The following is a 23,554-nucleotide window of genomic DNA, read 5'->3' on the forward strand; positions in this document are numbered from 1 at the left end:
GACATGGCGTTATTAGAGATTGAACAGTTGTCGGTTCACTTCGGTGATGAGAGTGCTCCATTCAAAGCCGTCGATCGCGTGAGTTATCGGGTTGAAAGAGGAGAAGTGGTTGGTATTGTCGGTGAATCAGGTTCCGGTAAGTCAGTCAGTTCATTAGCCATTATGGGATTGATTGATTTTCCGGGAAAAGTGAGCGCGAAAGATTTGCATTTTGACGGTCGGGATCTGCGGACTATTTCCGAAAAAGAACGTCGGCAGATTGTGGGTGATGAAATCGCCATGATTTTCCAAGACCCCATGACCAGCTTGAACCCTTGCTATACCGTGGGGTATCAGATTATGGAAGCGCTGAAAATTCATCAGGGCGGAAACCGTAAAACGCGTCGTCAAAGAGCCATCGATTTACTCACTCAGGTGGGGATACCTGCTCCAGAATCACGTTTAGACTGTTACCCGCATCAGTTATCCGGTGGAATGAGCCAGCGCGTGATGATTGCGATGGCTATTGCCTGTCGTCCCCAACTGCTGATTGCTGATGAACCGACCACGGCGCTGGATGTCACCATTCAGGCACAGATTATCGAACTGCTATTGGAACTGCAGCAGCGTGAAAATATGGCGCTGATTTTAATTACTCACGATTTGGCACTGGTTGCTGAAGCCGCACAATACATTATTGTGATGTATGCCGGTCAGGTGATGGAAAGTGGTAAAGCTAAAGAGATCTTCAGTACTCCGCGGCATCCTTATACTCAGGCGCTATTGAGAGCGTTGCCCGAGTTCTCCAGTGAGAAGGCGCGTTTAACCTCGTTGCCCGGTGTGGTACCCGGTAAATACGATCGGCCATTAGGTTGCTTACTCAGTCCGCGCTGCCCGTATGCGACAGAGGTGTGTCGTCAGCAGGAACCGGAACTCAGGGGGGAAGACCGTAGACAGGTTAAATGCCATACACCACTCGACGATCAGGGGAGGCCGACGCTATGAGTCAGCATCAACCATTGTTACAGGCCATTGAGCTGAAAAAATATTATTCGGTAAAGAGTGGGATATTCTCGCCACAGCAGCAGGTGAAATCGCTGGACGGTGTCTCCTTTTCTCTGGAGAAGGGCAAAACGCTGGCGGTAGTTGGTGAGTCAGGGTGTGGTAAATCCACGCTGGGGCGATTATTAACCATGATTGAGTTGCCTACTGCCGGTGAGCTTTATTATCAGGGGGAGAATTTATTAAAACACGATCCGGCAGCGCAGAAGTTGCGTCGCCAGAAAATTCAGATTGTGTTTCAGAACCCTTATGGCTCGTTAAATCCGCGCAAAAAAGTCGGCGATATTCTGGAAGAACCTTTGCTGATAAATACCACATTATCTAAAGCGGAGCGGCGAGAAAAAGCCTTAGCTATTATGGCGAAAGTGGGTTTAAGAACCGAACATTATGATCGCTATCCGCACATGTTTTCCGGTGGTCAGCGTCAGCGTATTGCCATTGCTCGTGGCTTAATGCTCAATCCAGATATTGTGGTTGCGGATGAGCCGGTTTCTGCTCTGGATGTCTCCGTTCGGGCTCAAGTATTGAATTTGATGATGGACTTACAGCAGGAAATGGGACTGTCCTATGTATTTATCTCTCACGATTTGTCGGTGGTTGAGCATATTGCCGATGAGGTTATGGTGATGTATTTGGGTCGTTGTGTGGAGCAGGGTAGCAAGACACAGATTTTTAATCATCCGCAACATCCTTATACGCAGGCCTTACTCTCTGCAACACCGAGGTTAAATCCGGACGCGCGTCGTGAACGGATCAAGTTGACCGGTGAATTACCGAGCCCGCTGAATCCGCCACAAGGTTGTGCATTTAATGCCCGCTGCCCGCGCGCATTTGATACCTGCTTTGAAGTCAAACCCAGCTTAAAGGATTATAACGGTCAGTTGATTGCCTGTTTTGCGGTGGATAGGGATAGGGAAAATGGTGTTGGCGCTCAGTTAGAGGGAACCATATAAGGTTTTTGTTATTTTGGTTTGATAATGTTTGGCTTAAGGGCGAGATCCCCGCTTTCGCGGGGATGACGAGAATAAAAATGGGATGACGATACAAGTCAGGTTATTGGGAAATCTCAATAACCTTTAGTCATTAAAATACCAATATCCATTATTCACCAACTGCGCCAACACAGCGACGAATGCCGGATCTTCCAACGCCTCACCCAGTTCTTTTTGCCCAATTAACGGGTAACGACATAAGGCATCTGCCGCTTCCAGATAAGGGGTATCGATCAGTTCACCGTTGGCAAAACAAAGATCGCCAACGCGCAGTACGCGTAAACCACTCAGGCGAATCAGGCTTTCACCCTGCACCAGCGAGTCATAGATTTCATCAGAACGGTAAGGTGGTTCTGCCGGGGCGATATCCAGCTCATGGCGTGATGTGGTGACAAAACCGCCAAACCATTGATTGAACTCTTCCGGCTGATTGATGAGGTCGGTCATCATCTTACGCAGGCGTTCCAATTCATAGTCTTCCACTATAGCGGGATGAGCTCTCAACTTTAGGTCAGGATCGCTATAGTGTTCACCACCCAAGTCGTGTTCCAGAACATAGTCGGCAAAGTTGCTGAGCAGATCACGGCCATTAGGCCCACGATAACCAATGGAATAGTTCATAGCGGTTTCGTGCGTGAAGCCATCGTGTGGGAATCCTGGTGGAATATAAAGAATATCGCCGGGCTCCAGATCTTCATCAATAATGGGGTCAAAAGGTTCAACGTGTAATAAAGCCGGATGCGGGCAGTATTGTTTAAGGGGCTGTTTATCACCTACGCGCCAACGACGGCTGCCCATTCCCTGAATAATAAACACATCATATTGGTCGATATGCGGGCCTACGCCACCACCGGGAACGGAGAAGGAGATCATCAGATCGTCAAAACGCCAGTCGGGCATTTTACGGAACGGACGAACCAAGGCAGCGGAAGGAGCATGCCAGTGGTTTACTGCCTGAACTAACAGTGACCAGCCTTTTTCACCCAAATGGTCATAGCTTTCAAATGGACCATTGCTGGCCTGCCAGTGACCGTTCGGTTGACTCACCAGACGGCTATCAACCTCATTTTCCATTGCCAGTCCTGCTAACTCATCAGGAGAGATTGGATCAATAAAGTTTTTAATAACATTTTTTAGTACCACCGGACGTTTTTGCCAGTAGCGTTCTAAAAAGTCATCCCAGTCTAAATCAAGTTGATAATCCATCGTTTCAGTTACCATTCAGCAGGAAATTGCGGTTGATTATAGCGAAGGTTGGTTAAGAATACCGGATTGGTTTCGCAGTTTTTTCATTTGTTCTGGGGGATTGATTTATTCCTCGGATATTAAGGCGTGTTGTTGGAGGGTGTGACCGGAGAAAACAGTAGAAATCGGGCTAAAAACAAATAAATCCCATTATCCGTTAGAAGGTGTTGGCTTTCGGAGGTATTATATCCAGCAAGGATATTAATATTATCTTAAAAGATTTTATGCAGAGCTGACCTTTGGCGTTTGTTTGCCTTTTCTAATCGGAATATATTGAGTTTTCATGTCTTGTGATACCTCCCCACAACAGAGTGATAAACGGCAGTGTGCTGAAGCATCAGAGCGTTATCTGGCTGAGCTACCCCGTTTCCCGCTGTACGATCTACACAGTCATACCGTAGCCTCTGACGGTATGTTGACGCCTGCCCAATTAGTACAGCGAGCGGTGGAGATGCGCGTGAGCGTATTGGCGATTACTGACCATGACTCTACCGCCGGTCTGGCTGAGGCACAGCAAGCGATTGTTGAGCAAGCACTGCCGATACGCTTGATTAACGGCGTGGAAATATCCACCGGTTGGGAAAGTTTTGATATTCATATTGTTGGGTTGAATATTAATCCGCAGGCTCCGGCGATGTTAGAACTATTAGCCGCTCAATGCCTGAAACGCAGCGAGCGAGCGCAGGAAATTGCCCGCCGACTGGAAAAGAGTCAGATTCCTGATGCCTTAGCTGGGGCGCAGCGCTTTGCCGGTGACGCAGGCATCACCCGTGCACATTTTGCCCGCTATTTAATTGAGTTGGGTAAAGCCACGGATATGGCGCAAGTATTTAAAAGCTATCTGGCGCGTGGGAAAACCGGCTATGTTCCTCCAGTCTGGTGTACAATAAACGAAGCGGTAGAGGCGATTCATCTTTCCGGTGGTCAGGCGGTTTTAGCCCATCCGGGGCGTTATGATTTATCTGCAAAATGGTTACGCCGTCTGATTATCGATTTTAAGCAGGCGGGCGGTGACGCGATGGAAGTATCTCAATGCCAACAAGCCCCTCAGGAGCGAGCGCAGCTAGCGCTGTATGCTCAAGAGTATCAACTGTTGGCTTCTCAGGGATCTGATTTTCACTATCCTTGTGCATGGGTTGAATTGGGGCGGCGTTTATCGCTGCCGGATAAAGTGATCCCCGTGTGGCAGCACTGGTTTGCAGAACCGGTTGTTAACTGATATTTATTTTTGACCCTGTAGTATTTTTTGTTGCAGCAATGAACCGATATGTACCCGCGTTTTTCTCTGCTGCCAATGACAGGAAGAGTTAAAGGAGTTTTCCATGAGTCAGTTTTTTTATATCCATCAGGATAACCCACAGTCGAGACTGATTAGCCAGTCGGTTGATTTTTTGCGTAAGGGTGGGGTTATCGTTTATCCGACTGACTCCGGATACGCGTTAGGTTGTATGCTGGAAGATAAGCATGCCATGGAGCGCATTTGCCGTATCCGCCAGTTAGATAGCCACCATAATTTTACATTGATGTGTCGCGATTTGTCTGAGCTCTCCACTTATGCTCATGTAGATAACGCGGCATTTCGTTTAATTAAAAATAATACCCCAGGTAACTACACCTTCATTCTGAAAGCCACGAAAGAAGTTCCGCGTCGCTTGATGAATGAAAAGCGTAAGACCATTGGTTTACGTGTGCCGTCGAACCCGATTGCCTTGGCATTGCTGGCGGAGCTTAATGAACCTTTGATGTCGACCACGCTGATGTTACCGGGGAATGATTTTGCCGAGTCCGATCCGGAAGAAATTCGCGATACCTTATCCAAGCAGGTTGATTTAATTATCAACGGCGGTTATTTGGGGCAACAGCCGACGACAGTAGTGGATCTGACGGAAGATGCGCCAGTCGTTGTGCGTGAAGGTGCTGGCGATCCCACACCGTTTCGTTGATGGCGACGTCCGCATAAGGTATGATTTACGTTCACTGATTAATCCATGGTGACATGGATTAATCACTATTATGACGCCTGTGAAGGCGACAACAGAGGTTGCTCAATGAGCGAGAAGTTACAAAAAGTTTTGGCTAATTCAGGCCATGGTTCACGTCGTGAAATTGAATCGATGATTCAGGCCGGGCGAATTAGCGTTAACGGAAAAATCGCCACATTAGGCGATCGTGTTGAAGTTACTGCTTCCATCCGAGTACGTATTGATGGGCACGTTGTTGCTCTGCGTGAGCCGGAAGAAGATGTTTGTCGAGTGCTTGCCTATTACAAGCCTGAAGGTGAGCTCTGTACCCGTAAAGATCCAGAAGGGCGGCCAACGGTGTTTGACCGTTTGCCTAAAATGCGCGGGTCTCGCTGGATTGCCGTTGGTCGTCTAGATGTGAATACCTCCGGTTTACTGCTGTTTACCACCGATGGTGAACTGGCCAACCGCTTAATGCACCCAAGCCGTGAAGTTGAACGTGAATATGCCGTTAGAGTCTTCGGCCAAGTGGATGAAGAAAAGCTAAAACAGCTGCGTAAAGGTGTTCAACTGGAAGATGGTATGGCCGCGTTTCGCACCATTAGTTTTCAGGGTGGCGAAGGCATTAACCAGTGGTATAACGTTACGCTAACAGAAGGTCGTAACCGTGAGGTTCGTCGCTTATGGGAAGCAGTAGATGTGCAGGTTAGCCGTCTTATTCGTGTACGTTACGGTGCTTTAGGACTTCCTAAAGGATTGCCGCGCGGAGGATGGACTGAACTCGATCTTAATGCCATCAATTACTTGCGTGAAATGGTTGGATTGTCGCCAGAAACCAAAAGTAAGATGCCAGTAGAACGTGATCGTCGTCGCACGAAAGCAAATCAAATTCGTCGAGCGGTGCAGAAGCATAGCCAAAGACCTGCTTCCAGAAGTGGTTCCAGAAGGGCAAATCCGACCAAGCGCGGATAGCTGAAATTGTTGAAAATAGCGCCTGTTTAGGCGCTATTTTTTTAGCTGAAAACTGACATTAAATATCCTTATTTTTTGTTTTTAGATTTAATTATCAATTAGTTATTTGTTTTTATTGCCATCGTTATTTTTCAGCGCTGCGTTGACCTAACCTCTTTAGATACGATTCCACTTATTTCCACTTCACTTTGCTTTTGGTCTAACCACATCCATTTTATTTCCACTTTGAACCGGAAAAAGTCGGGATCCTACCGGCGAAATAAAATGTGTAGTGTGAACTCATCGGAAAAGAATGGGATGACCGATAAGTACCAGCGGCTATTTAAGCTGCAAGTTACCCAACTCGGGTTCGTCGTGCTGACATTAGCAGCCTCCACGGAGGGATAAACGACAGAATTCATTAATTTATTCAAATTTACCATTTAGAGATCGGTTAAATGAGTGAAAGTCATATTCGTTTCAATATGGTGGAAGATGGTCTGGACCCAACCGCAGTGACCAAGGAACTTTTGATGGTTATCGATGGTTGGCTAAAGGAAGAAGGAGCCTATACCACTGAGGTGCAGCAGCAAATGCTGGAGTCACACGTTAAGGCGATGGTTCTGCGGGCTAAAACCGGCGAACCGCTACCGGAAGTTGATAGATCTCTGTTTGAAGAGATCTCATCTGAATCTATGCAGTTAGCTGAACGTGCCGTTAACGCATTACCGGGCTTACCCATCGAAGAAGCCTATTTATTGTCCGTACATTTTGAAATTGCGCGTTCGAACGCTTAATTCCATTGGAGATAGAACCTATGAAACAAATCGTTGTTGTTATCGGAGACCGTTTAGGTAAAGGCCAGAAAGTTGCTGCCGGTGTTGAAGCTGCGGGTGGCAAGGCCATTGTTATTCCTGGTGTGGCTGCGGATATGAAGCTGGGCGACATTATGAATGCTGAGCAGGGTGATATCGGTATTTCCTTCTGCGGAAGCGGTGGGGCCGGAGCCATTACTGCTCAAAATAAATATGGCTATAAAGTTCGCCATGGCATGCGCTCAATTGAGGAAGGGGAAACCGCGATTAAAGATGGTTGTACCGTACTGGGCTTTGGTTTTATGGATAAAGAAGAGCTGGGTGAGCGTTTAGTTAAGGCATTTAATAAAAAATACGGCAACGCATAATGAAAGAGCATCTTAAAACATCGGTGCGCGTCAGTGGACGGGGCGATACAAAACAAAAAGCGATCGCTGACGCATTGAACTCCGTGCAACGCACGGTATTGAAGGAAAGCAGCAACATCATTCTACGTATTGAACCTCTCGACGTTGAAGTGATTAACGCCACGGTAAAAGTGACGAAAGAAAAGTTTCTGTTTGTCTTTTTTCCACGGGATCGTGAGTTCTATTCGGTTGTTTTAGATGTGGCTTTAGATGTGACCCTGCTGAATGTTCAAGAGATACGTTTCGAGTCGGTGTAATACACCGACCGGGATGTTTTAGAGGAAAGACAAATGGATGCAACTACAACCGTTTCTGTGTTTGAAATCCTGATAAAGTCGTTAATTATCGGGGGACTGTGCGGTGTTGGTCTTGGTGCCGGTGCTGCGCGTATGTTCCATGCCCCGACGATTCAGGGGATGGGCGCATTTCGTACTTTAGGTGAGCTGAACTCTTGTGAAGGAGATCCGGCGTCTCACTTCTCGTTTGGTTTAGGCTTCTTCTTCAACGCCTGGGCATCATCCGTTGCTGCTGGTGCGTTTACTCAGGACGTCGATCACCGCATTATCCCTAACTGGGGGGCGGCGGCGCTAATGATCAAAAACCGCAATATATCGGAAACTCTGCATAATCCTAAAAAAATGGCGATTGCCTGCGGCATTATTGGTGCTGTGGTGGTGGCTTTCCTGAATACCACTGCTTCCGCGGTTCCTGCTTCATTACAAACTACGGCAACTAACGTACTGGTGCCTGCGGCTAACCTGCTGGTTAACACCGTGATGCCGGTTATTTTCTGGTTAGCTGCCATGGATGCGGGTCGTCGTTCTGGCTTCTGGGCAACCCTGTTTGGTGGCTGTGCACAGTTAATTATGGGTAACGCTATCCCGGGTTTAGTGCTGGGTATCTTGATCGGTAAAGGCGTTGAGGATAACGGTTGGAACAAAGTCACAAAGGTCATGATGTTTGCCGTGATCCTGCTGTTTGTTCTAAGTGGATTCTTCCGTGGTTTCGATGTGAAGCTGCTGCAGTCTTTCGCGTTAGATGTACCGAACTGGTTAGAACACGTTCATAACGTAATGACTGGTAAATAATTTCATTGGTAGAGCCTTCATCAATGTTTAGTGAAGTATCACGGCTCTGCTGACAAGCGATTAATCAATGACAGTAAACACAATTACCAGGACTTGATAATGAATACAGAATTAAAAAGCGATTTTTGGTATGCGGAGTGGACCTTTCCCCTCTTCGTTGGCCTGCTATCGGCCGGGGTATTTGCCGGTACGCATATGTATGTAGTGTATGGTTTCGGTGCATTTAACGAAGTGGCATTTGTGGCGATGTTACGCTCCGGTATTGATACCGGTGTGTATGGTGCGGTAGCCGCGTTTGGTGCCAGCTTCCTGTTTGCACGGATTATCGAAGGTTCTCTGGTTGGTATTCTGGATATCGGTGGGGCGATTCAAACCGGTCTCGGTTTAGGCGTACCGGCACTCTTACTTGCCGGTGGTTTTGACTTCCTGGTGATGAACTTCTATGCGGCGTTAGCGACTGGCATGGTGTTAGGTATCGCGGTAGGTGTGATTATTATTCTGGCGCGTATTTTTACCGTTAATCAGGGTAACTCCACCTATGGTGCTGACGTCATGATGGGAGCCGGTAATACTTCCGGTCGTTTTCTGGGGCCGTTGATTATTCTGGCGGCAATGGCGGCTTCTATTCCTATCGGTATTGGTTCATTAATTGGCTCTCTGCTGTTCTACGTGTGGAAAAAACCGGTAGCAGGCGGGGCAATTTTAGGGGCCATGGTTTTGGGTTATTTCTTCCCGATTGCCGCATAAACAGTTGTATTCAGTGTAACAAGTGAGCAGATATCATGAATGATTTAATCATTAAGCAAGCAAAACTGGTTAATGGCGACGTCGTGGACGTGGTGATTAACGAAGGGAAAATCCGTGAAATTGGTCCGTTAGTCGGCGATGGTCTGACGGCAAAAAAGCAGATCGATCTCGACGGAAAGTACTATATCAGTGCTGGCTGGATTGATGCTCACACCCATTGTTACCCGGCATCCCCCATTTATTTTGATGAGCCGGATTTAGCCGGCGCGGCCTGCGGAGTTACGACGGTAATCGACGCTGGTAGCGTTGGCGCTGACGATGTTGATCACTTCTATTCGCTGGTGAAGAAGGCGAAAACCAATGTGTATTCATTTTTAAATATTGCACGCATTGGCATTATTGCGCAGAACGAACTGTCAGACATGAGCAAAATTGATGACGCCAGTCTGCAGCAGGCAATAAAACGCCATCCTGATTTTGTGGTGGGCATCAAAGCGCGAATGAGTAAGAGCGTGGTGGGTGAAAATGGTATCGCGCCGCTGATTCGTGCCAAAGAGATGCAAAAAGAGAGTGGCTTACCATTAATGGTGCACATTGGTAATAATCCGCCAAATTTGGACGAAATTGCCGATCTACTCACCAAAGGGGACATCATTACCCACTGTTTTAACGGTAAACCCAATAAGATTTTAGATGTGGACGGTAATTTAAAACCGGCCATTCAACGCGCTTTAGCACGTGGCGTGATTCTGGACGTTGGTCACGGCGGTGAAAGCTTTAGTTTCTCAGTCGCCGAACAGGCGATGAAGATCGGAACCTATCCTGACCTTATCAGCTCGGATATTTATCATCGTAACCGCATTAATGGCCCGGTCTATAGTCTGGCTGCGGTCATGACCAAGTTTTTATGTATGGGATTCTCACCAAAACAGATTCTCGACTGCGTGACGGTGAAAGCAGCCGATTTATTGCACCTTAAAGGTAAGGGGCATCTGGACGTCGGCTACGATGGCGATGTGACTATTTTCGATATTAAAGATGAAAAAATCGAACTGTCCGATGCAGAAGGTCAAGTAAGAATCGGTACGCAAAAATTCGTTCCTATCGCAGCCATCGTTGCGGGGGAAAGTCTTATAACTAAAGAAGGTGAGTCAGACTATGCCATCGATTTATGAAAAATATAATTTAAGAAAAGTGATTAACGCCTCAGGACGTATGACCATACTCGGCGTCTCAACGCCTAAGCCAGAAGTGGCGGATGAAGTTCTTTTTGGTCTTAATCACTATTTTGAAATCAAAGATCTGGTGAATAAGACCGGTGCCTATATCGCCAAATTATTAGGCGTAGAGAATGCCGTGGTGGTTTCTTGTGCCTCGGCGGGGATTGCCCAATCAGTAGCGGCCGTTATCGTTAAAGATGACCAAGATCTGTTATTGAATCTCCACAGTTCGGATAAAGCTGTACCGCGTGAAATTGTGATGCCGAAAGGGCATAACGTTAACTTTGGCGCCCCGGTTGACACCATGGTGTCGCTGGGGGGCGGTAAAGTGGTTGAGGCCGGCTTTGCTAATGAATGTAGTGCCGAGCAATTAGCGGCGAAAGTTACGCCGCAAACGGCGGCCATTCTGTATATCAAGTCTCACCATACGGTACAGAAAAGTATGCTGACGGTGGTTGAAGCTGCCGCAGTTGCCAGAAAATATGCTTTACCACTGATTGTTGATGCGGCAGCAGAAGAAGAGCTGACGGCTTATTATCAGATGGGCGCCGATCTGGTTATCTATAGCGGCGCTAAAGCCATTGAAGGGCCAACCAGCGGTCTGGTTATCGGTAAAAATCAGTATGTTGAATGGGTGAAGTTGCAGAGTAATGGCATTGGTCGGGCCATGAAGGTGGGCAAAGAAGGCATCCTCGGTTTGACATTGGCCATCGAACTTTATCTGACCGCTAAAAAAGAAACCGGTCAGGAAATGGTGGAGAAAATGACACCGTTTATTAACGATCTGAATGCTATTCCCGGTATTACTGCCAAAGTGGTGTGGGATGCTGCCGGGCGCGATATTGCCCGCACCGAAATCTCGTTTGATGAAAAGGCTATTGGCAAAAATACTTTCGACATTATGAAACAGCTGAAGCTAGGGGAGACGGCGATTTATTTCCGCGAATACAAAGCGAATGAAGGCAAAGTAGAAGCTGATGTCCGTAGCGTTACTGCACCTCAGCTTGATGTTATCTCTTCTTCTATTCGTCAATTAGTTACCGGAGTATAAATTATGAAATTAAGTCCTAATTATTATAAAGATCGCGTTTGTCTTAACGTATTAGCGGGCTCAAGAGAAAATGCCCGTGATATCTATGCGGCTGCTGAAAAACATGTGGTGGTGGGGGTGCTATCCAAAAACTACCCTGATTTAGCCAGCGCGATTGAAGATATGACTCAATATGCCAACGATATCGAAAATGCACTTTCTGTTGGTTTGGGCGCAGGGGATCCAAACCAGTCAGAAATGGTTTCCCAAATTTCTAAAGTGGTTCAGCCACAGCATGTGAATCAGGTATTTACCGGTGCACCCATCAGTAGAGCGTTGTTGGGGCAGAATGAAACCATCGTTAATGCGCTGGTTTCGCCAACTGGTAAAGTGGGTCTGGTTAAAATCTCCACCGGTCCGCTAAGCTCCACCTTCCCGGACGCTATCGTTCCGGTTGAAACCGCGATTGCCATGTTGAAGGATATGGGTGCTAGTTCAATTAAATTCTTTAATATGAATGGATTAGCCCATAAAGAAGAGTTTGCTTATGTGGCGAAAGCCTGTGCAGAACATGATTTTTATCTGGAACCTACCGGCGGTATTGATTTAGACAATTTTGAAGAAATTCTCAAAATTGCGCTGGATGCCGGTGTAGAAAAAGTGATTCCGCATATTTATAGCTCAATTATTGATTCAAAAACCGGCAATACTCGTCCCGAAGATGTGAAAACGCTTTTAGCCATGGTTAAAAAATTAGTAGGTTAATGAACTCGAGCTTTCATGCTATCTATTGGAAGCTTTATCACTAAACGGCAGGTTGATGACAGGTGTTTAAGCCTGCCGAGTGTTGATGGTCTTCCGGCTTAACGCGTAACGATGAGTGCATTACGGTTACTGCCGGAATATCAATAGTCATTAATTTGAAAGGTTTATTAGTCGTCTCCGGCTTTTTTGTCAAAAGACTTCTATCTTTAATTATTCCTACTGGTTTTATTGCCGACTGGCTTTTCATTTTTCTAATTGGGTTAAGGGTATATTTGTGGCGCTGTTTCCTTATCAACGTCTTGCTTATTTATTTAATGCCATTCAGTCCGAAACACTGCCGCAGGAAGAGCTGGCTAAACGTTTCGATGTATCAACTCGGACTATTCGTACCGATGTAACGGCACTAAATGATGTCTTAATCAGCTATGGCGCAAATATCGTGTATGACAGAGGGTTAGGGTATCGTCTGAAGATCACGGACTCCCAAAGCTTTGCCACCTTGCCGATGCAGAAATACCAAAGTAAAAGTATCCCACGTACCGCAAAAGAGCGAGTGGATGCGTTGTTGTTGAAGTTTTTAATGGCATCACTTCCCATCAAACTGGATGATATTGCCGAAGAGTGGTTTGTCAGTCGTGGGACGTTACAGCACGATATGACGGCCGTCCGAGAACAACTGACCAAATATCAGCTCACATTAGACACCATTCCTCGACAAGGGATTAAGCTGTCTGGGGTTGAACAGGCGATTCGAGCCTGTATTACCGATGTGCTGTGGCAGCAGTTTTCTACAGAACCAGAGCGTTCCCTGAACAGCTTTAAACAGGATATTTTAACCAATATTGATCTCACCTATATTGGAAAAATTCTGCAAAACAGCGTTAACCGCTTTGATATTCGTCTGACCAATGAAGGTCGCCAATATCTGATTTTTAATGGAGCGGTGTCTATCCTACGTATTACCCGCGGTCACGAGATTGTTAACTTTGACGTAGAAGACATTGATAGCGTGATTAAAAGTGCTGCTAGTGAGATTTCTAAAGGCTTTGTGTACTTTCTTGGCAGTGAGATTTCATCGGCGGAAGAGGAGTATCTGGGGGTTCAAATTTCAGCCCAACGGATACCTTATAATCAGGGTTCGGTGGTGGCTGAAAGTAATAGCGATGAACTGGTTGATTATATTCTCAGCTATATTAATGATTCCTATAATTATGATTTACGCGGTGATGTGAAGTTAAAGACTGACTTATCTACGCATTTAGCCGCTATGTTGACCCGCGTTCGCTACCAGATTAATACCAAGAATCCGCTGCTATCGGATATTAAACAATATTATCCATTTGCTTATGACGTGACGCTTAGTGCCATGGCCAACGTAGAAGATAAACTGCCTTACACTATTAGCGAAGATGAGCTGGGGTATTTAGCGGTGCATATCGGCGTTGGCCTGGAGCGTAATTATAATGTGGGCTACACCCGTCATCCGCATGTGCTGGTAGTAACCGACTCCGGTAACTCCACGATTCGTATGATCGAAGCTAAAATTGTGCGCGAGTTTCCACAGCTTAAACTGCATCGGGTGATTGCACTGCATGAGTATGAAGAGCTGGATTCGGTGGAAGAAGACTTTGTGATTACCACCGTTCGGCTAACAGAGAAAAATAAACCAATCGTTAAAATCGCGCCGTTTCCGACGCCTTATCAGTTAGAGCAGGTAGGGCGTTTAGCGATGGTGGACAGAACTAAGCCTTATATTCTTGAGCGTTTCTTTGATGAACGGCATTTTATGATCGTCAAAGGTAAAATGACGCAAGAAACCTTGTTTAAGCGAGTATGTAAAAAATTAGAAGCCGATGGTTATATTACTAAGGACTTCTACCCGTCATTGGTGGAGCGAGAATCTATCGTTTCAACGTTGTTAGGAGAGGGGATTGCTCTACCTCACTCACTGGGACTATTGGCGAATAAAACCGTCGTTGTGACCATATTGGCACCAAACGGTATTGAGTGGAATAAAGAGAAGAAAGAGACGGCAAACGTTATTTTCCTGTTGGCTATCAGTAAAGCCGAGTATGAAGAAGCGATGGCAATCTATGATTTGTTTGTCACCTTTGTACGAGAAAAAGCCACCAAACGTTTATTGAATAGTAAGAGTTTTAATGACTTTCAGGTGATAGCTAAAGATAGCCTTGGTCGTAGCGCATAAGATAATGAAGGGAAAGCTAAGCGGTGTCACAACCTTAGCCCCTTTTATTAGCTTAACCACAGGTTATGATTTGGCTAATTAGCTAAATAACGTGCAACACCATGAATGAAATTCAATCTTTGTCTGTTTTATTCAATTAAAAATAAACCATGTTAATAGCATGGTTTATTTTTTTATTTTTAATTTATTATTTCTTGATATAGCTTTAGCCGCGTTGAATAAAAAACATTAACATGATCGTGTGTTTATTAATCACCCTGTGCTTTTTTTATTCGGTCTCAATAACAGGTGTTATTAAATTGTTGCTGGGTGTGGGTCGTGACTCGATAAGGGGAAGCAATTTTTTAATATTAGATTACATGTAGTTAATTCTATTTTTTGCGGCATCCATTATTCATAATGGGATAGATTAGTTTACATTTTATATACACTAACTCTTTTTGCTTACTGAGTGTGTTGTTTTTTTGATATCCATCAACGATATCAATGGGGCAGTTGCCTATAGTGCAGTGGTGCAAAAATATAATTTTAAGATTATAGTTTCTTAGTGTGGAAACCTGAATAATTATAGGTTGATGATATAGGTAATATTGTGTGGAAGCAGTCTATGGATTGCCATTTTAATTAGCAAACAGTGAGTATAATATGCTTCAAATAATTGCTCTGGTGGTTGTTGCAATCACTATTTTTTTACTGATAAAACAATATGAAACGCGGATGGTGTTAATTGGCTCAGGTTTGATTATGTGCCTGTTAGCGTTGAGTCCAATGGCCGGTCTGGATGCTTTTAGCGAGCGAATGACTTCCGGCAGCCTTATTCAGGCGATTTGTGCCAGTATGGGTTTTGCTTATGTGATGAAGTATACCCAGTGTGATATGCATCTGGTGCGTACGTTGGCTGGCATGATGAACCGTCTGGGTTTCTTCCTGATCCCTGCGACGGTTATTGTTACTTATATCATTAATACCGCCATTCCTTCTGCTGCTGGCTGTGCTGCGGCAGTAGGCGCGACATTAATCCCACTGTTGATTGGTGCGCGTATTCACCCGGCTATCGCTGCGGCAGCGGTATTGAGTGGAACTATTGGTTCCTTCTTAAGCCCGGGCATGTCCCATAATGCTTTCGTTTCTAACCTGTTTAATGAAGTCATGCAAAATACGGCCGATTTTAAAGAAATGTCGGTTATGGACTTAATTGGACTGCATGCTCCGTACAGTGTTGCCGTTGGTCTAATCGGTGCGGTATCACTGTCAGTTGTGGCTTTGGTTCGTAAAGAGTATCGGATTACGCCAAGTGAAGATGCAGTGGTTGCTCAGGGTAGCGAAGAAAAAGAACAGGTTAAAGCTAACTATCTGTACGCTACCGCGCCATTTATTCCCTTAATTCTGTTGCTGATTGCTGGCCTGACTGATTGGTTTGGTGCAGTTAAAATGAGCGTACCGGCCGCCATGGTTATCGGTGCTATCTATGCACTGTTGATTACTCGTTGTAACCCAACCACCATGACTAAGCAGTTCTTCAACGGTATGGGTAATGCCTACGGTGATGTTCTGGGTATCATCATTGCTGCTGCGGTGTTTGCCGCAGGTTTGAAAACGTCTGGATTAATCGACAGCTTTATTTACTTCCTGACTCATAATCCGGAGCTGGCTCGTTGGGGCGGTACTATCGGTCCATTCTTAATGGGTATTATTACCGGTTCTGGTGATGCTGCGGCATTAGCCTTTAACGAAACGGTGACGCGTAGCGCTGCTGCTTTAGGCTACACCATTCCTGATATGGGTATGGCTGCGGCGATTTCTGGTGCTTTAGGTCGTACCATGTCACCGATTGCCGGTGTAACGATTGTTTGTGCTGGCTTAGCCGCTGCCAACCCGGTAGAGGTTATTAAGCGTACCGCACCCGGTATGATTATCGGTGTCATTTTTATCGCCCTGTTTATGTTATAAGAACTAAAATAAGGAAAGTGTAATGTCGACTATTGATTTAAACCAATTAGTAACATGGCGTCGTGAACTTCACCGTTTTCCAGAAATCGGCTGGTCCGAATTTACGACAACGGCGCGTTTAATCACTGAACTACGTAATATGGGCCTTGAGGTTATCGCTGGACCAAAAGTGATTAATCGTGAATTTGTTCGTGGTCGCAAAGCTGACGTTGTGGAGCGTGGGCTGGCACTGGCGAGAGAAAGAGGCGTTGATGAAGCGCTGTTGGCTGAGATGGATGAACTAACCGGCTGTATGGCAACTTATGACACCGGTAAACCAGGTCCAACTATCGCTTTGCGTTTTGACATTGACTGCGTGAACGTGCAGGAATGTGCGATCGGTGAGCATGTGCCTAACAATGAAGGTTTTGCCTCTAAAAGTGCGGGTTTAATGCATGCCTGTGGTCACGATGGACATATGTCTATTGGTTTAGGTATTGCAAAATGGTTAGTAGAAAACGGTAGTTCACTGAGCGGAAAAGTGAAGTTGCTTTTCCAACCGGCTGAAGAGGGCGTTCGTGGCGCAAGACCGATGGCAGAAAGCGGCATTGTTGATGATGCTGATTACTTCTTAGGTATGCACCTTGGCTTTATTGCTAAAACTGGTGAAATTGTGGTTAATCCTAACAGTTTCCTGTGTACCACCAAATATGACTTCCGTTTCTACGGTGCGCCAGCTCATGCGGGCGCTGAACCACATTTAGGTCGTAATGCACTGGCGGGTGCCTGCCATGCTGCGACACAAATGCTGGGTATTTCCCGTCATGGTAAAGGTATGTCTCGTATTAACGTTGGCGTTATCCGTGCTGGTGAAGGCCGCAACGTGGTACCTGCTTATGGTGAACTGCAGGTTGAAGTTCGCGGTGAAGATGAGACTATCAATAGCTTTATGGCTGAACAGGTTGAGCGTATGGCTGCGGGTGCCGCACATAGCTTTGACTTGCGCCTGGAAAGTGAAGTGATGGGTGAAGCGGTTGATTTGCAAAACGACAAAGAGCTGATCGATCTGTTGACTCAGGTTGTGGGTCAGTATCCAGAGCTAACTGCAGTACCAGAGCGAGTGTTCGGCGGTAGTGAAGATGCAACCATTCTGGCTAAGCGCGTTCAGCGCCACGGCGGAAAATCACTGTACTTTATCGTCGGTGCGGATCTGAAAGCAGGTCACCATCAGGCAGAGTTTGATTTTGATGAAAAGCAGTTGGCAACGGCGGCTAATCTATTCATCGGATGTCTGCAAAAGCTAATGACTAAATAATTAGTTTATTGCGTTAAAAAGCCGCCTTTTTAGGCGGCTTTTTTATGATATGGCGATCATAACCGATTATTGGGCTGGGCCAGCGACTCTTCCCGGCTGTGCATCAAAACTGACGCCTGATTCGTGGCGACTATCATTACCCATCACATAGAGATAGGTCGGCATGATATCCGCAGGGGTTTTTAGCAGTGCTGAATTCTCATCGGGAAAGGCCGAAGCCCTCATTGAGGTACGAGTACCGCCAGGATTAATACAGTTAATCCTCAGGTGGCTTCCTTGATATTCATCCGCCAGTACCTGCATTAGACCCTCGGTCGCGAATTTAGACACCGAATAGGCTCCCCAACCACGACGTCCCTTACGTCCCACGCTTGAACTACTAAAAATCAAAGAGGGGGAAGAGGCTTTAAGCAACAGTGGTAATAGCGCCTGAGTCAGCATAAACCCAGCATTAACGTTAACCTGCATTACCTGTTGCCACTGAATGGGGTCTTGTTCTGCAATCGGGGTAATTTCTCCAAGAAGGCCGGCGCTGTGAAGCAAACCGTCTAAACGATCGGTTAGATGAGCAATTTTCTCAGCCAGCGTTTGATACTCTTCTGGGGTCGCCGTTAGTAAATCAAAAGCAAACAGCGTGGCCGGTTGACCTCCCTGTTGACTAATTTCTTGTGCAACTTGCTTAAGCTTGCTTTCACTTCGACCGAGCAGGATGAGCTGCGCACCGTGGCGTGCATAGGTGAGTGCGGCTTCTTTACCGATTCCATCACTGGCGCCAGTGACCATAATTATCTTCTGGTTAAGTAAATCGCGCGGTGCCTGGTAGTGCATAATCTCTCCTTACGGTATATTTGTCCGGTTAACGGACTGCGTTGCTGTATAACGGAATGATAGATGATAGCGCCTAAATTGAATTCTGCGCCAGTAGTCTCAATATAAAGTTCTATACTTCATCCATTGTTGTTTAGGCAACGTTCGCTTATTGCCAGCTTAATTTATAGGAAAATACTTGTGGAGTGGATTTATCAGTACGGCCTGTTTTTGGCAAAAATTGCCACCTTTGCTATCGCTATTGCTGCTATCGCACTATTGATTATCAGCGCTACTCAGCGTAAATCAGGGCGTCGTGGTGAGCTGACATTAACTGATTTAAGCGAACAATATCGCAATATGCAGGAAGAAATGGCGTTTGCGCGTTTACCTCCGGCAGAACAGAAACTGTGGAATAAAGAGCAGAAGAAAAAGGATAAGGCCGAAGCCAAAAAAGCCAAGTTAGAGGCTAAAAACGGCGAGAAGAAAACTGAAAAGTCCTGCGTATACGTCCTTGGGTTTAAGGGCAGTATCGATGCACATGAGGTTGAAGCATTGCGGGAAGAAGTGACAGCGATTCTGGCAATAGCGAAAGCCGGAGATGAGGTACTGCTGAAGCTGGAAAGCCCTGGTGGTATGGTGCATGGTTATGGATTAGCGGCATCTCAATTAGATCGTTTACGTAAGAAGGGCATTCGCTTGACGGCGGTCGTGGATAAAGTGGCGGCCAGCGGTGGTTATATGATGGCCTGTGTCGCGGATCGCATCGTAGCGGCACCTTTTGCAGTGATTGGTTCTATCGGCGTGGTGGCTCAGTTGCCTAACTTCCATCGTTTACTGAAGAAAAACGATATTGACGTAGAACTGCATACCGCCGGTGAGTTTAAACGTACGCTGACGCTGTTTGGTGAAAATACCGATCAAGGGCGAGAAAAATTCCGTGAAGAGTTGAATAAAACCCATCAACTATTTAAAGATTTTGTGCGGGAACAGCGTCCATCGTTGGATATTGATCAAGTGGCAACCGGTGAACATTGGTTTGGTATTCAGGCTAAAGAAAAAGGGCTGATTGATGATATCGGTACCAGTGACGATCTGGTCATTGACTATATTCAGCACAGTGATGTGATTAGTGTGTGTTATGCACAGCGTAAACGCTTGGTTGACCGAGTGACTGGCAGCGTTGCAGAAAGCACTGACCGATTGTTATTACGCTGGTGGCAGCGTGGGCAGAAACCGTTGGTTTAAGCATTATTCAGTGAGATGGTGTTTAAAAAGGGAGGTTCTGTTAGTCCTCCCTGCGATGACTGATAAATCTTCTCAAATCAGCAGAAGCGGAAATTCCGGCTGTAAATATTAATGAGTAAATATCGCCATTACGCTCAGCCGGAAGACCATCAGCTTTTAGCTACGGAGCGCGACAGGCCTACTTTTACTATGGGCGCTCCGGCAGCTTTCGCTGCTACGACCCAAACGTAAAACTCTCCTGTCGTTTAGCGATGAGCCCTTTGCCATCAAATTGAGGAGGCGCTCATTTTCATATGGTAATCCCTCACACTGAACAACGCTTCTGCGCGTGAGTAACTAATCCTGTAAATAATATTTAGCGGATAGCACATGGGCAAGATGCTTAAACATATTAAATACCGCGGTGGTTTTAGCGGTCGGTAAATCGTTTTCATCGAGAAAGTAATCACCGCGAAAAACCAGAACACTGCCTTTTTGCTCTACGTCAGTGGCTTCCATACCGTGAATATAATCTTCATGGTGACGAATTATCTGATTGGCTTCATCCAATAATGCCTGACGGCCGATCGGGGTTGTTTCATTACGCATTTATAGCTCCAATAGAAGAGGACAGATAGATTATTTTAATCATCGGTGCTCAGCAGAGCAATGCGTTAAGTTATCCGTCAGAAAACGATTTTTCCAATAGAAGTGTTGAGTATTGCCGCGATAAAAAATCGTTTGTTGAGCTAATTTTGTTGCGTAGCGCTTTTTATCAGGTAGAGTTATGGGCTTTCGGATGAAGAGTCAGCGTGATTGTTTGTGGGTCTTGACTGACCTCTATTGATTTTAACATCTTGGTTTTTATAGCACATTCAGTTTTACAGGTTGACATCCTGTATTTTGCTACAATATAACAGTCATGCTTCTTTATCAGCGGCTGAATGTCGAATTTCCTTCAAGAAGGACTAATTTAGGTAAACAACATTATGGGTAAAGCGCTCGTTATTGTGGAGTCCCCGGCCAAGGCCAAAACAATCAATAAATATTTAGGAAGTGACTACGTAGTTAAGTCCAGCGTTGGTCATATCCGGGATTTACCAACGAGTGGTTCGGCAACTAAAAGCACTGCTGCCAAAGGCAGTAAAGTTAAAAAAGATGCCAAACAGGCTCTGGTTAACCGTATGGGAATCGATCCCTATCATGACTGGGCCGCTCACTATGAAATTCTTCCCGGCAAAGAGAAAGTTGTCGCGGAACTAAAAGCGTTAGCCGAAAAAGCTGACACTATCTATCTGGCAACCGACCTTGACCGCGAAGGGGAGGCCATAGCATGGCACCTGCGGGAAGTGATTGGTGGTGACGACGACCGTTATCGTCGTGTGGTATTTAATGAAATTACCAAAAATGCCATCCAGGAAGCGTTTAAAGAGCCGGGAGAGTTAAACCTCGATCGTGTTAACGCCCAGCAGGCGCGTCGCTTTATGGACCGAGTAGTGGGCTATATGGTTTCCCCTCTGCTTTGGAAAAAAATTGCCCGTGGTTTATCCGCTGGCCGGGTACAGTCTGTGGCTGTGCGTCTGGTGGTGGAGCGTGAGCGTGAAATTAAAGCATTTGTGCCAGTAGAGTATTGGGAACTGCATGCCGATTTAAACTACGGTAGTGATGCCCCATTACAAATGCAGGTTACTCATCGCAACGATAAAGCATTTAAGCCGGTTAATCGTGATGAAACTCATGCGGCTGTTGCTCTGCTGGAAAAAGCGCAGTATCAGGTTTTAGAACGCGAAGATAAACCGACTAGCAGCAAACCCAGCGCACCTTTTATTACCTCAACCCTGCAACAGGCGGCGAGTACTCGTCTGGGCTTTGGGGTAAAGAAAACCATGATGATGGCCCAACGCTTGTATGAAGCGGGTCATATTACCTACATGCGTACTGACTCAACCAACCTGAGTCAAGATGCGTTGAACATGGTACGTGGTTATATCAACGATAATTTTGGTGAAAAATATTTACCATCCCAGCCGAATCAGTACAGCAGTAAAGAAAACTCACAGGAAGCGCACGAAGCGATTCGACCTTCTGATGTGAATGTGCTGTCTGAACAACTGAAGGATATGGAATCGGATGCTCAGCGTCTTTATCAGCTGATTTGGCGCCAGTTTGTTTCTTGCCAAATGACGCCAGCAAAATATGATTCAACCACGCTAACGGTTAAAGCGGGCGATTTCCTGCTGAAAGCCAAAGGGCGTACGCTGCGTTTTGACGGTTGGACTAAAGTATTACCAGCCTTGCGTAAGAATGATGAAGATAAGACCTTACCGGTTGTGGATGTAGGTAGCCAATTGACCTTAGAACAGCTACTGCCAAGCCAGCATTTTACCAAGCCACCGGCGCGTTTTAGTGAAGCATCGTTGGTTAAAGAGTTGGAAAAGCGCGGTATTGGCCGTCCGTCAACTTATGCGTCAATCATTTCGACTATTCAGGATCGAGGCTATGTCCACACTGAGAATCGTCGCTTCTACGCAGAAAAAATGGGTGAAATTGTAACCGACCGTCTGGAAGAGAATTTCCGTGACTTAATGGATTACGACTTTACCGCACGGATGGAAAACGATCTGGATAGCGTGGCAACCAATAAAGCACCGTGGAAAGGGGTATTGAATAATTTCTTTACCCACTTTAGCCAGCAGCTTGAACAGGCAGAGCAAGATCCTGAAGTCGGCGGAATGCGCCCGAATCAGGTGATCCTCACCTCGATTGATTGTCCAACCTGTAACCGTAAGATGGGCATACGTACTGCCAGCACCGGGGTATTCTTAGGGTGTTCAGGTTATGCTTTACCGCCAAAAGAGCGCTGTAAGCAGACTATCAACCTGATTCCTGAATCAGAAGTGCTCAACGTACTGGAAGGGGATGATGCTGAAACTAACGCATTGCGTTCACGTCACCGCTGTAAGAAGTGCGGTACAGCAATGGATAGTTACCTGATTGATAATCAGCGTAAGCTTCACGTTTGTGGTAATAACCCGGAATGTGATGGTTACGAGATTGAAGAGGGTGAATTCCGCATTAAGGGCTATGACGGCCCGGTGATTGAGTGCGAGAAGTGTAGCTTTGAAATGCATCTGAAAGTCGGCCGCTTTGGTAAATACATGGGCTGTACCAATCCAGACTGTAAGAATACCCGTAAAATTTTACGCAATGGTGATATTGCGCCGCCAAAAGAAGATCCTATTCCTTTGCCGGAGTTGCCATGTGAAAAATCAGACGCCTACTTTGTGTTACGCGATGGTGCGGCAGGTCTGTTTTTAGCGGCGAATACTTTCCCTAAATCTCGTGAAACCAGAGCGCCAAGAGTAGAAGAATTGATCCGCTTTAAAGATCGCTTACCGGAAAAACTGCGCTATTTGGCAGAGGCTCCGGCGGCCGATCCTGAAGGCAATAAAACGATTGTTCGCTTTAGCCGTAAAACCAAGCAGCAATATGTGTCCTCTGAAAAAGACGGGAAAGCGACCGGTTGGTCGGCATTTTATATTGATGGCAAGTGGTCTGAAACGAAGAAGTAACGAAAGTGACTGATTAAGTAGATACTGCTTGATATAAAACGCCCTGTATGTAACTTAGCTACAGGGCGTTTTATTTTGTGAGCCTGATATGGGAGCAATAAGAGTGGTGTATCATTTTATTGCCTTGTGACGTTTGATCTCGATTTGATGAGACTCACTTTTAGTCTTTCTGAGCCTTCACCGAATGACAGAATAAAGCATAAGTTTCTTTTTAGAATCGTGATACTTGTTAAGTG

At 46.0% G+C, this 23,554-nt stretch carries 21 protein-coding genes; 18 read left to right on the forward strand and 3 right to left on the reverse strand.

Going from position 1 to position 23,554, the window contains the following annotated elements:
• Positions 1-3 precede the first annotated feature (3 nt).
• The gene (dppD, locus tag BMZ28_RS05280) at positions 4-984 is read left to right on the forward strand and encodes a dipeptide ABC transporter ATP-binding protein (RefSeq protein WP_047780793.1); all 981 of its coding nucleotides are present in this window, start codon (positions 4-6) and stop codon (positions 982-984) included.
• Positions 981-1,994 (forward strand): dipeptide ABC transporter ATP-binding subunit DppF, encoded by a 1,014-nt coding sequence (gene dppF / locus BMZ28_RS05285; protein WP_074821281.1) that lies wholly within the window; start codon positions 981-983, stop codon positions 1,992-1,994. Before dppD ends, dppF begins: the two co-directional genes overlap by 4 nt.
• A 123-nt stretch (positions 1,995-2,117) precedes the next feature.
• Here the strand turns inward: dppF and BMZ28_RS05290 are convergent, their stop codons facing one another.
• Entirely contained in the window at positions 2,118-3,239 is a 1,122-nt protein-coding gene (locus tag BMZ28_RS05290) for a ribosomal protein uL16 3-hydroxylase (RefSeq protein WP_047780795.1), read from the reverse strand.
• Between the two features lie 322 nt (positions 3,240-3,561).
• Between BMZ28_RS05290 and rnm the strand changes: the two genes are divergently transcribed.
• From rnm to BMZ28_RS05360, 14 genes are all read left to right on the forward strand, one after another.
• Positions 3,562-4,497, forward strand: a complete 936-nt coding sequence (rnm, locus tag BMZ28_RS05295) for an RNase RNM (RefSeq protein ID WP_083399637.1) — start codon at positions 3,562-3,564, stop codon at positions 4,495-4,497.
• Between the two features lie 103 nt (positions 4,498-4,600).
• Positions 4,601-5,221 carry an L-threonylcarbamoyladenylate synthase gene (locus BMZ28_RS05300; RefSeq protein WP_074821283.1) on the forward strand — a complete coding sequence of 207 codons (621 nt, stop codon included), beginning with the start codon at positions 4,601-4,603 and terminating at the stop codon, positions 5,219-5,221.
• 105 nt (positions 5,222-5,326) lie between these two features.
• The gene (gene rluB / locus BMZ28_RS05305; protein ID WP_047780797.1) at positions 5,327-6,211 is read left to right on the forward strand and encodes a 23S rRNA pseudouridine(2605) synthase RluB; all 885 of its coding nucleotides are present in this window, start codon (positions 5,327-5,329) and stop codon (positions 6,209-6,211) included.
• A 437-nt stretch (positions 6,212-6,648) separates the two neighbouring features.
• The gene (locus BMZ28_RS05310) at positions 6,649-6,987 is read left to right on the forward strand and encodes a transcriptional antiterminator (protein WP_074821286.1); all 339 of its coding nucleotides are present in this window, start codon (positions 6,649-6,651) and stop codon (positions 6,985-6,987) included.
• A 20-nt stretch (positions 6,988-7,007) separates the two neighbouring features.
• A complete protein-coding gene (locus BMZ28_RS05315; RefSeq protein WP_047780799.1) occupies positions 7,008-7,373 on the forward strand; it encodes an SFCGS family glycine-rich protein in 366 nt (121 codons plus the stop codon).
• Positions 7,373-7,669 (forward strand): DUF4312 family protein, encoded by a 297-nt coding sequence (locus BMZ28_RS05320; protein WP_074821289.1) that lies wholly within the window; start codon positions 7,373-7,375, stop codon positions 7,667-7,669. Before BMZ28_RS05315 ends, BMZ28_RS05320 begins: the two co-directional genes overlap by 1 nt.
• A 33-nt stretch (positions 7,670-7,702) precedes the next feature.
• On the forward strand, positions 7,703-8,500 hold the full coding sequence (locus BMZ28_RS05325; RefSeq protein WP_047780801.1) for a DUF4311 domain-containing protein: 798 nt from the start codon (positions 7,703-7,705) through the stop codon (positions 8,498-8,500).
• A 99-nt stretch (positions 8,501-8,599) separates the two neighbouring features.
• Entirely contained in the window at positions 8,600-9,247 is a 648-nt protein-coding gene (locus tag BMZ28_RS05330; protein ID WP_047780802.1) for a DUF4310 family protein, read from the forward strand.
• Positions 9,248-9,282: 35 nt separating this feature from the next.
• Complete coding sequence (locus BMZ28_RS05335; RefSeq protein WP_074821292.1) at positions 9,283-10,422, forward strand: amidohydrolase/deacetylase family metallohydrolase; 1,140 nt, start codon at positions 9,283-9,285, stop codon at positions 10,420-10,422.
• Positions 10,406-11,518, forward strand: coding sequence for a DgaE family pyridoxal phosphate-dependent ammonia lyase (locus BMZ28_RS05340; protein ID WP_074821296.1), 1,113 nt, complete (start codon positions 10,406-10,408; stop codon positions 11,516-11,518). Before BMZ28_RS05335 ends, BMZ28_RS05340 begins: the two co-directional genes overlap by 17 nt.
• A 3-nt stretch (positions 11,519-11,521) precedes the next feature.
• Entirely contained in the window at positions 11,522-12,262 is a 741-nt protein-coding gene (dagF, locus tag BMZ28_RS05345; RefSeq protein ID WP_047780805.1) for a 2-dehydro-3-deoxy-phosphogluconate aldolase, read from the forward strand.
• 274 nt (positions 12,263-12,536) lie between these two features.
• Complete coding sequence (locus BMZ28_RS05350) at positions 12,537-14,468, forward strand: BglG family transcription antiterminator (RefSeq protein ID WP_047780806.1); 1,932 nt, start codon at positions 12,537-12,539, stop codon at positions 14,466-14,468.
• Between the two features lie 645 nt (positions 14,469-15,113).
• Complete coding sequence (gene dcuC / locus BMZ28_RS05355) at positions 15,114-16,418, forward strand: C4-dicarboxylate transporter DcuC (RefSeq protein WP_047780807.1); 1,305 nt, start codon at positions 15,114-15,116, stop codon at positions 16,416-16,418.
• Positions 16,419-16,440: 22 nt separating this feature from the next.
• Positions 16,441-17,712 carry an amidohydrolase gene (locus BMZ28_RS05360; RefSeq protein WP_074821299.1) on the forward strand — a complete coding sequence of 424 codons (1,272 nt, stop codon included), beginning with the start codon at positions 16,441-16,443 and terminating at the stop codon, positions 17,710-17,712.
• A 66-nt stretch (positions 17,713-17,778) separates the two neighbouring features.
• Here BMZ28_RS05360 and BMZ28_RS05365 read toward each other — a convergent pair whose 3' ends face one another.
• Positions 17,779-18,540 (reverse strand): YciK family oxidoreductase, encoded by a 762-nt coding sequence (locus tag BMZ28_RS05365; protein ID WP_047780809.1) that lies wholly within the window; start codon positions 18,538-18,540, stop codon positions 17,779-17,781.
• Between the two features lie 180 nt (positions 18,541-18,720).
• Here BMZ28_RS05365 and sohB point away from each other — a divergent pair, with 180 nt between their 5' ends.
• The gene (gene sohB, locus BMZ28_RS05370; protein WP_074821302.1) at positions 18,721-19,767 is read left to right on the forward strand and encodes a protease SohB; all 1,047 of its coding nucleotides are present in this window, start codon (positions 18,721-18,723) and stop codon (positions 19,765-19,767) included.
• A gap of 336 nt (positions 19,768-20,103) precedes the next feature.
• On the opposite strand, the gene BMZ28_RS05375 is transcribed toward sohB, so the two are convergent.
• On the reverse strand, positions 20,104-20,355 hold the full coding sequence (locus tag BMZ28_RS05375) for a YciN family protein (protein WP_047780811.1): 252 nt from the start codon (positions 20,353-20,355) through the stop codon (positions 20,104-20,106).
• Positions 20,356-20,735: 380 nt separating this feature from the next.
• On the opposite strand from BMZ28_RS05375, the gene topA reads away from it, so the two are divergent.
• Positions 20,736-23,318 (forward strand): type I DNA topoisomerase, encoded by a 2,583-nt coding sequence (topA, locus tag BMZ28_RS05380; protein ID WP_074821306.1) that lies wholly within the window; start codon positions 20,736-20,738, stop codon positions 23,316-23,318.
• Positions 23,319-23,554 lie beyond the last annotated feature (236 nt).

This window comes from Pragia fontium DSM 5563 = ATCC 49100 (genome assembly GCF_900112475.1).
Taxonomy (GTDB): domain Bacteria; phylum Pseudomonadota; class Gammaproteobacteria; order Enterobacterales; family Enterobacteriaceae; genus Pragia; species Pragia fontium.

What these genes read in the sequence shown, in the direction of transcription:
- BMZ28_RS05365 (WP_047780809.1), bottom strand. Translation starts at nt 18,540, where the DNA reads ATGCACTACCAGGCACCGCGCGATTTACTTAACCAGAAGATAATTATG.
- BMZ28_RS05315 (WP_047780799.1), top strand. Translation starts at nt 7,008, where the DNA reads ATGAAACAAATCGTTGTTGTTATCGGAGACCGTTTAGGTAAAGGCCAG.
- dagF (WP_047780805.1), top strand. Translation starts at nt 11,522, where the DNA reads ATGAAATTAAGTCCTAATTATTATAAAGATCGCGTTTGTCTTAACGTA.
- BMZ28_RS05300 (WP_074821283.1), top strand. Translation starts at nt 4,601, where the DNA reads ATGAGTCAGTTTTTTTATATCCATCAGGATAACCCACAGTCGAGACTG.
- BMZ28_RS05325 (WP_047780801.1), top strand. Translation starts at nt 7,703, where the DNA reads ATGGATGCAACTACAACCGTTTCTGTGTTTGAAATCCTGATAAAGTCG.
- BMZ28_RS05335 (WP_074821292.1), top strand. Translation starts at nt 9,283, where the DNA reads ATGAATGATTTAATCATTAAGCAAGCAAAACTGGTTAATGGCGACGTC.
- BMZ28_RS05310 (WP_074821286.1), top strand. Translation starts at nt 6,649, where the DNA reads ATGAGTGAAAGTCATATTCGTTTCAATATGGTGGAAGATGGTCTGGAC.
- dcuC (WP_047780807.1), top strand. Translation starts at nt 15,114, where the DNA reads ATGCTTCAAATAATTGCTCTGGTGGTTGTTGCAATCACTATTTTTTTA.
- BMZ28_RS05320 (WP_074821289.1), top strand. Translation starts at nt 7,373, where the DNA reads ATGAAAGAGCATCTTAAAACATCGGTGCGCGTCAGTGGACGGGGCGAT.
- BMZ28_RS05360 (WP_074821299.1), top strand. Translation starts at nt 16,441, where the DNA reads ATGTCGACTATTGATTTAAACCAATTAGTAACATGGCGTCGTGAACTT.
- BMZ28_RS05290 (WP_047780795.1), bottom strand. Translation starts at nt 3,239, where the DNA reads ATGGATTATCAACTTGATTTAGACTGGGATGACTTTTTAGAACGCTAC.
- dppD (WP_047780793.1), top strand. Translation starts at nt 4, where the DNA reads ATGGCGTTATTAGAGATTGAACAGTTGTCGGTTCACTTCGGTGATGAG.
- topA (WP_074821306.1), top strand. Translation starts at nt 20,736, where the DNA reads ATGGGTAAAGCGCTCGTTATTGTGGAGTCCCCGGCCAAGGCCAAAACA.
- BMZ28_RS05375 (WP_047780811.1), bottom strand. Translation starts at nt 20,355, where the DNA reads ATGCGTAATGAAACAACCCCGATCGGCCGTCAGGCATTATTGGATGAA.
- BMZ28_RS05330 (WP_047780802.1), top strand. Translation starts at nt 8,600, where the DNA reads ATGAATACAGAATTAAAAAGCGATTTTTGGTATGCGGAGTGGACCTTT.
- BMZ28_RS05340 (WP_074821296.1), top strand. Translation starts at nt 10,406, where the DNA reads ATGCCATCGATTTATGAAAAATATAATTTAAGAAAAGTGATTAACGCC.
- dppF (WP_074821281.1), top strand. Translation starts at nt 981, where the DNA reads ATGAGTCAGCATCAACCATTGTTACAGGCCATTGAGCTGAAAAAATAT.
- rnm (WP_083399637.1), top strand. Translation starts at nt 3,562, where the DNA reads ATGTCTTGTGATACCTCCCCACAACAGAGTGATAAACGGCAGTGTGCT.
- rluB (WP_047780797.1), top strand. Translation starts at nt 5,327, where the DNA reads ATGAGCGAGAAGTTACAAAAAGTTTTGGCTAATTCAGGCCATGGTTCA.